General features: G+C 50.1%; 7 protein-coding genes. 2 read left to right on the top strand and 5 right to left on the bottom strand.

The window, feature by feature from the left end; translation table 11 throughout:
• The 5 genes from QW520_08875 to QW520_08855 form a co-directional block, all read right to left on the bottom strand.
• A partial coding sequence (locus tag QW520_08875) for a 30S ribosomal protein S10 (GenBank protein ID MEM0449917.1) occupies positions 1–162 on the bottom strand: 162 nt, incomplete at its 3' end.
• Positions 163–198: 36 nt separating this feature from the next.
• Positions 199–1,479, bottom strand: coding sequence for a translation elongation factor EF-1 subunit alpha (tuf, locus tag QW520_08870; GenBank protein MEM0449916.1), 1,281 nt, complete (start codon positions 1,477–1,479; stop codon positions 199–201).
• A 67-nt stretch (positions 1,480–1,546) separates the two neighbouring features.
• Entirely contained in the window at positions 1,547–3,745 is a 2,199-nt protein-coding gene (locus QW520_08865; GenBank protein MEM0449915.1) for an elongation factor EF-2, read from the bottom strand.
• 26 nt (positions 3,746–3,771) lie between these two features.
• Positions 3,772–4,383, bottom strand: a complete 612-nt coding sequence (locus QW520_08860; GenBank protein ID MEM0449914.1) for a 30S ribosomal protein S7 — start codon at positions 4,381–4,383, stop codon at positions 3,772–3,774.
• Positions 4,384–4,388: 5 nt separating this feature from the next.
• Positions 4,389–4,817, bottom strand: coding sequence for a 30S ribosomal protein S12 (locus tag QW520_08855; GenBank protein ID MEM0449913.1), 429 nt, complete (start codon positions 4,815–4,817; stop codon positions 4,389–4,391).
• 226 nt (positions 4,818–5,043) lie between these two features.
• Here QW520_08855 and QW520_08850 point away from each other — a divergent pair, with 226 nt between their 5' ends.
• Together QW520_08850 and QW520_08845 are read left to right on the top strand one after the other, a co-directional pair.
• Positions 5,044–5,649 (top strand): hypothetical protein, encoded by a 606-nt coding sequence (locus QW520_08850; protein ID MEM0449912.1) that lies wholly within the window; start codon positions 5,044–5,046, stop codon positions 5,647–5,649.
• Positions 5,646–6,290, top strand: a complete 645-nt coding sequence (locus tag QW520_08845; GenBank protein ID MEM0449911.1) for a hypothetical protein — start codon at positions 5,646–5,648, stop codon at positions 6,288–6,290. The genes QW520_08850 and QW520_08845 overlap by 4 nt, the downstream gene beginning before the upstream one ends.
• The last annotated feature ends 260 nt before the right edge of the window (positions 6,291–6,550 follow it).

Genomic DNA, 6,550 nt, shown 5'->3' with positions numbered 1-6,550 from the left:
AGGGGATTTGCGCACTGGAACCCTCAGATGCTTGGTTGGTAATGGTATTGGTCCTCTGATCGCCACTCCGGTTCTCTGGGAGATGGCCTTTATCTGGCCGCAGACGCTGTCGACCTTCTTGGGGTCTGTGCCGCTCAATGAGATCCTCGCACGTTGTGCCATGGATATTCCTCAAAATTAGGGAATAAGGGAAAGGGTTTAGGTCATCTCCCTCTTTTCCACCTCAATGCACATGCCAGCCGCCACGGTCTGACCCATGTCTCTGATGGCGAACCTTCCCAATTGTGGGAAGTCCTTAGCCCTCTCGATTACCAAGGGCTTGGTAGGCTGTATCTTCACTATGGCCGCATCTCCAGCCTTCAGGAATTGGGGGTTCTCTTCCTTGACTTGACCGGTCTTGGGATCAAGCTTCTTCTGCAACTCGATGAAGGTGCATGCGACCTGGGCGGTGTGGCAGTGGAAGACTGGTGTGTAGCCAACCGTGATGACCGAGGGATGGTTAAGCACCATGATCTGGGCAGTGAAGGTCTTGGCCACCGTCGGGGGGTTATCCAAGGGACCGGCGACGTCGCCACGTTTAATATCGTTCTTGGATATGCCACGGACGTTGAAGCCTACGTTGTCACCAGGCTTAGCCATGGGCAATTGCTCGTGATGCATCTCGATGCTCTTGACCTCGCCCACCTTGTTGGAGGGCATGAAGATTACCTTCATATCGGGCTTGAGTATGCCGCATTCGACCCTCCCTACAGGCACCGTGCCTATACCAGTGATGGTGTAGACGTCCTGGACAGGCAATCTCAAGGGCAGGTTCGTGGCCTGTGGGGGAACTTCCAACATATCCAAGGCCTGGAGCAATGTCGGTCCTTTCCACCAGGGCATATTGGGCGAGGGTTTCGTGGCGTTGTCTCCTTTATAAGCGGATAGAGGCACGACCTGAACCTTCTCCATCTTATATCCCACGCCCTTGAGGAGCTTTAGCACCTCCTCCTTAACTTCGTTGAACCTCTTCTCATCGTATGGAGGCTTGGTGGCATCGATCTTGTTAATCGCGACAATGACCTGATTCACTCCCAAGGTCCTAGCTAGGAAGATATGCTCCTTGGTCTGGGCCTGCGGTCCCTCAATCGCAGACACTACTAGGACGGCAGCATCGGCCTGCGAGGTACCAGTAATCATGTTTTTTACGAAGTCTCTGTGACCAGGAGCATCGATGATGGTGAAGTAGTACTTGTCGGAGTTGAATTTCTTATGAGAGACATCGATGGTCACACCGCGTTCCCTTTCTTCCTTCAAGGAGTCCATGACCCAAGCGAACTCGAAGGTCGCCTTACCCTTCTCTTCAGCTAGTTTCCTATACTTCTCAATCAGATACGGCTCAATGTGGCCTGTGTCGGTCAGCAGGCGACCAACTGACGTTGATTTCCCGTGATCGACGTGACCAATGAACACCAAGTTCAAGTGAGGTTTTTCAGCCATGTTCCAGCCTCCAATTTACGATTTGGTTCTCCATACTATATTTCATATTTAACCGTTTTTCCAGGTCTCAGCCTGAGTAATAGCTCGCATCATAAGGCTCTGGATTGAGTCCTTTGCGCTTGCGTATCTCAGCCACTACCTTGCTTTGAAGCTCGGGTGGTACGCGGACGAAACCTGCATTCTCTGTGGACCAAAGCGCTCGACCTTGTGTGGCTCCGCGGATTGCTGAGGCGAAACCGAACATCTCTGCTACTGGGGCTTTGGCCACGATGACCGCAGCTTCGCCTTCCTGATGAATGTCCTCGATTGTGCCCCTGCGGGCCTGCACTTCGCGCACCGCATCACCCATAAGATCCTGGGGAACGTTGATGAATATCTTTTGTATAGGTTCCATGAGCACTCTTTCCCCCAGGCACATGGCACCATATATGCCGCTCCTTACGGCGGGTATTACCTGGGCGGGCCCACGGTGAACGCCGTCCTCATGCAGCTTAGCGTCCACCAATCTCACCTTCAGACCCATGACCTTCTCCTGTGCCAAAGGACCTAGATTCATCGCCTCCTCGAAAGCCTGTTTTGCCAGCTCAATGGTCTCGTTGAGATATTGTATGCCTTTAGTTACGTCGACGAAGATGTTCGTGTCCTTGAATGCCACCACGCCTTTGGCCTCATCTTTATCCATTCCCAGGTCCTGCAGCTGCTTCGCTAGTGCCTTGGGATCTTTTATCTTGCCCTCAGTCTTGATTTCACCAGACTTGATGGCATTGAAAACAGACTCCTCCAAAGGCATGACTTCGATGTAGAATTTGTTATGTTTGTTAGGGGATTTACCTTCGAAAGGTCCACCCTTTTGCTTTACACATTCCCGGTACACAACGATGGGTGGCGAGGACTTGATCTCACATTTATGATCGTTCACTATGCGGTAAATAGTGACCTCGAGATGCAACTCTCCCATGCCTGAGAGGAGATTCTCTCCTGTCTCCTGGTTTATTTGCACGTTCAAAGAGGGATCGGCCTTAGCCACTGTTCTAAGAACCTCCACCAGCTTGGGCAGGTCCTTCATATGTTTGGCTTCGATTGCCATTGTGACTACGGGCTCAGTGTAATGGGTTATCTTCTCAAACGGCTCCATGTCTTTCATCGTCGTTACCGTGGCACCGGCAACAGCGTCCTTTAGCCCCCCCACAGCAACTATATTCCCTGCAGCCATCTCCTCAACAGGTATCCTATCTGCACCTACTGAAAGCGCAACCGTTTGCACTCTATTGGGATTGCCTGCACCTGAAACCCACATCTCCATGCCTTTGCTTATCCTTCCTGAGAACAGTCTCCCCACCGCGACCTCCCCGGCATGAGGATCCATGATAATCTTGGTGACCATGAAGGTGGTGGGGCCGTTGGGGTCGCAATTCAGCATGGCCTTCCCCACCTCGCTATTCAAGTCCCCTTTCCAAATTACCGGTATACGGATTTTCTGCGCCTCCATGGGGTTGGGGACATGTTTGATAACCATATCCAGAAGAACCTCATGGACGGGGCTCTTCTTGGCCAGGGTCTTCTGGTCCCCGTTGTTACAATAATTATAGACGTCTTTCATGCTTATGCCGGACTTCTTCATGTAAGGCGCGGAGATAGCCCAGTTGTTGAAGGCGGAGCCCAGGGCAACCGTACCCTCCTGGACGGAGACCTGCCACTTCTTATTCAATGGCTCCGGCAGCTGTTGCGCTATGCGGCGGTTCACCTCCGTGACTATCTGAACAAAGCGCTGTTGCATCTGTTCGGGAGTAACTTTTAGCTCGTTGATGAGTCGATCGACCTTATTTATGAATAATACTGGCCTTACCCTCTCTTTCAATGCTTGTCTAATAACCGTCTCGGTCTGAGGCATTATGCCTTCCACAGCGCATACCAAGATGATCACGCCATCAAGGGCCCTCATAGCTCTTGTGACGTCACCACCGAAATCTACGTGGCCAGGCGTATCTATGAGGTTAATGAGATACTCCTGCCCTTCGTATTTGTGCACCATCGAAGCGTTAGCGGCGTTGATGGTGATGCCACGGGCCTGCTCCTGCTCATCGAAATCCAGCATTAATTGTTTTCCAGCGAGGTCCTCGGACATCATTCCCGCGCCGGCTATGAGATTGTCAGAAAGAGTGGTCTTTCCATGGTCAATATGAGCAGCAGTACCGATATTGCGTATTAGCCTAGGATCGCGCATGATAGACTGGGCTTTCTTGATGTTATCCTCTTTACGTCCCATCTTATCACCTTAAAATTCAGGCAGCATCAGCGTGCCGAAGCCGCTACCCTTTCCACCTCTTCTTTCTTCGACACCGCGAAAGAATTCATGTCATTCTTGGAAGCAAGAATCAATTCGTCCGCCAGGCATTCGTGTATTGGCTTAGTATTCTTGAAACTGGCTTGGATGGCCCCCTTGCAGATATTCCTCAGGGCAATATCAAGACGGCGCGATGGCGCAACATCCACAGCCTTGGGCACAGAGATGCCCCCGAACTGCAACCTAGTTATTTCTTCACGAGGAGCAGCATTCTCCAAGGCCTCGACCAATACTTGAATGGGATTCTTGCTCGTCTTCTTCTCTACAACTTCAAACGCCTTCTGGACAGTTCTATAGGCCTTCATCTTTTTGCCAGTGAAGACCTCGGTGCGCATCATATTGTTGATCAATCTTTCCACGATGTTGAGTCTGGCCTTTCCGAACCACCTTCCAGAATGCCGCCCATCAGTGTGTGGAACCAGGGTCGGGTCCAAATTTATGTATTTGGCCAATCCCCCATCACGCACCACTACTTCCTTCGTCCCATACTTCCCAAAGAGCAGAAGTTCCTGCTTAGGACCAAGAGGGGATGACATTGAAGCCTCAGGATTTCCTTCCATGATTTTCACCTCACCGGCTTCTCCTTCCTTCCCCTTACCAGCTCATTAAGAGAGACGTTATTGACCTGGATGACCTTGTATCTCACTCCGGGGATGTCACCATAAGAACGGCCAAGTCTGCCCCCAATCCCCTCTACCAATACCTCGTCATGCTCGTCAATGAAGTTAATAGCCCCATCCCCCACGGCAAAAGCTGTGATCTGACGACCATTCTTGATGAGCTGTATCTTGACACATTTGCGAATGGCGGAGTTGGGCTGCTTGGCCTCAATTCCCACCTTCTCCAACACTATGCCTCTGGCTTGGGCCGCACCCTCCAAAGGGTCGGACTTCTCCTTTAGCCGGAGGACTCTCCTTTTATAAGAGCTGTCGCTCCACCGGAACTTCTGCCGGTCCTTTCTGAGCTTTCTGGCCGTATATAGACCGCGTGCCATATATTCACCTTTCAATGGGAAGCGAGGGCCTATTACGCTATTCATATATAAGCGTTGCAGGTTCTCAGTTGTCGCTTCAGCGCTTTTTCCAATAACCACGTGATATTAGTATTTTTCCCAAGCCAGAGTCCTAAGCTACACTGCTACGATTTAAATTCTTTCAAAATCCCTTTTAATTTTTGAATCGATTCGTTTTTTAATATACTTTTGATATGTTCCCTGTGCCATGACCTTGAACAGGGCAGAGACCCTCTCATCTTACCTCGTTCTCGGTTTACTAGTCCTTTGCACGGTCTATGTCATGGTCAAAGGTGATGCGTTGTGGTCTGCAATAGGCATTTGGGCAATAGTGGTGACCTCAGTCCCAATGATGGCCAACAAAAATTTTAAGTTGATTCCGCGACCCTACTTCATTTTCCTATATGGCCTTCCCTTGTTTATTGCCACTCTCCATCTGCCTTCTAGGGTATCATTGAGGGAGATAGCCTTTTCCTTGATCATCGTCCTGACTGTCGCTGCTACCTTTCTCCTTTCCCTTGCCACCTTGATTCAACTACGTGCTCATCTCGGGGTCAAGATGAATCGTCCCTTTTTCATAGCTAGCGCAGTCATATTATTCATCGCCTCCCTGGGATTATACGTGGTTCTGCTGTATGTTCGTGATCTCCTGAATCCCCTTGAACCATTCCTCGTAAACAACGATGATCTAATGATGTGGCTTACCATGTTGACCTTCGGAGGCTTGGTAATGGGTATCCTCCTTGACATCTATTTACACACCACCAGCCTGGATGAGCTGCAACGATTGACTGTCGGAGAAGTGAATGGATGAGCAGAGGTATGTTCTATATCACTTCTTTTTTCGTAATGCTTGTCCTGATCATGTTCTTCTCTGCCATTTCTGCGGGTGACTCCTATGCCATGTGGACCGCGATTATGGGCTTGATGGTGATATTGATATGCCCCTTGCTCTCCCACCTTGGTATAGTGCAGGCGCCTTGGCCACTGGTGCTAGCTATCGATCTTTCCATTTTCATGCATAGTCTGGGCCTGGCTTCCTTTACTTTATATTATTATAACACATGGTGGTGGGACAAGCTCATGCATGTGATGACTGCAGTGATCGTCTCTGCCATTGTCATCATGGGGCTGATGGTGACTGAGAGATATTCCAAGAACATCCGCGTGCCTGCGTTTTGGATTCCGTTCTTCGTAGTCATCATGGTCATGGCTTGCGGGGTCTGCTGGGAGATTTTCGAGTTCCTTATCGACAAGAGCTTTGGGACCAATATGCAGCACTCTCTTCAGGACACTACCATGGACCTAATTACTGACCTGATCGGCGGAGTAATCGGCGGCTTGGTGGGAGCGTTATATCTATCCAGACATACTTTCGAGGAGTTCGTGGAGAAGCTTCAGATAGAACGCGCTGCAAAAAGAGTCGAGAGAATTTTAGGCAAGGAAAGCCGCTAACTCGCTGACATTTTTTACAATTTTGTCAGACAATAAGCAGACATTTTTATACTGGGAGGGATACTACTCGATTGGGATGGGAAAATGGGCGAGGAGCAAGCTCTCAAAGTGTGTGCAGCGCCTGGTGAGCATAAATTATCGACAAAGACCGCGGAGATGGACCACGAGCGCAGAAGACTGGAACGCTATGAAGACATGGTCCAGCTGGTGCTCGCAGCAATAGTCCCGGGTTTATTGGCATCGATGATGTTCTGCTATTT

This window comes from Methanomassiliicoccales archaeon (genome assembly GCA_038740345.1).
Lineage (GTDB): Archaea > Thermoplasmatota > Thermoplasmata > Methanomassiliicoccales > UBA472 > JAJRAN01.
This window is presented reverse-complemented; position numbering and strand designations above follow the sequence as displayed.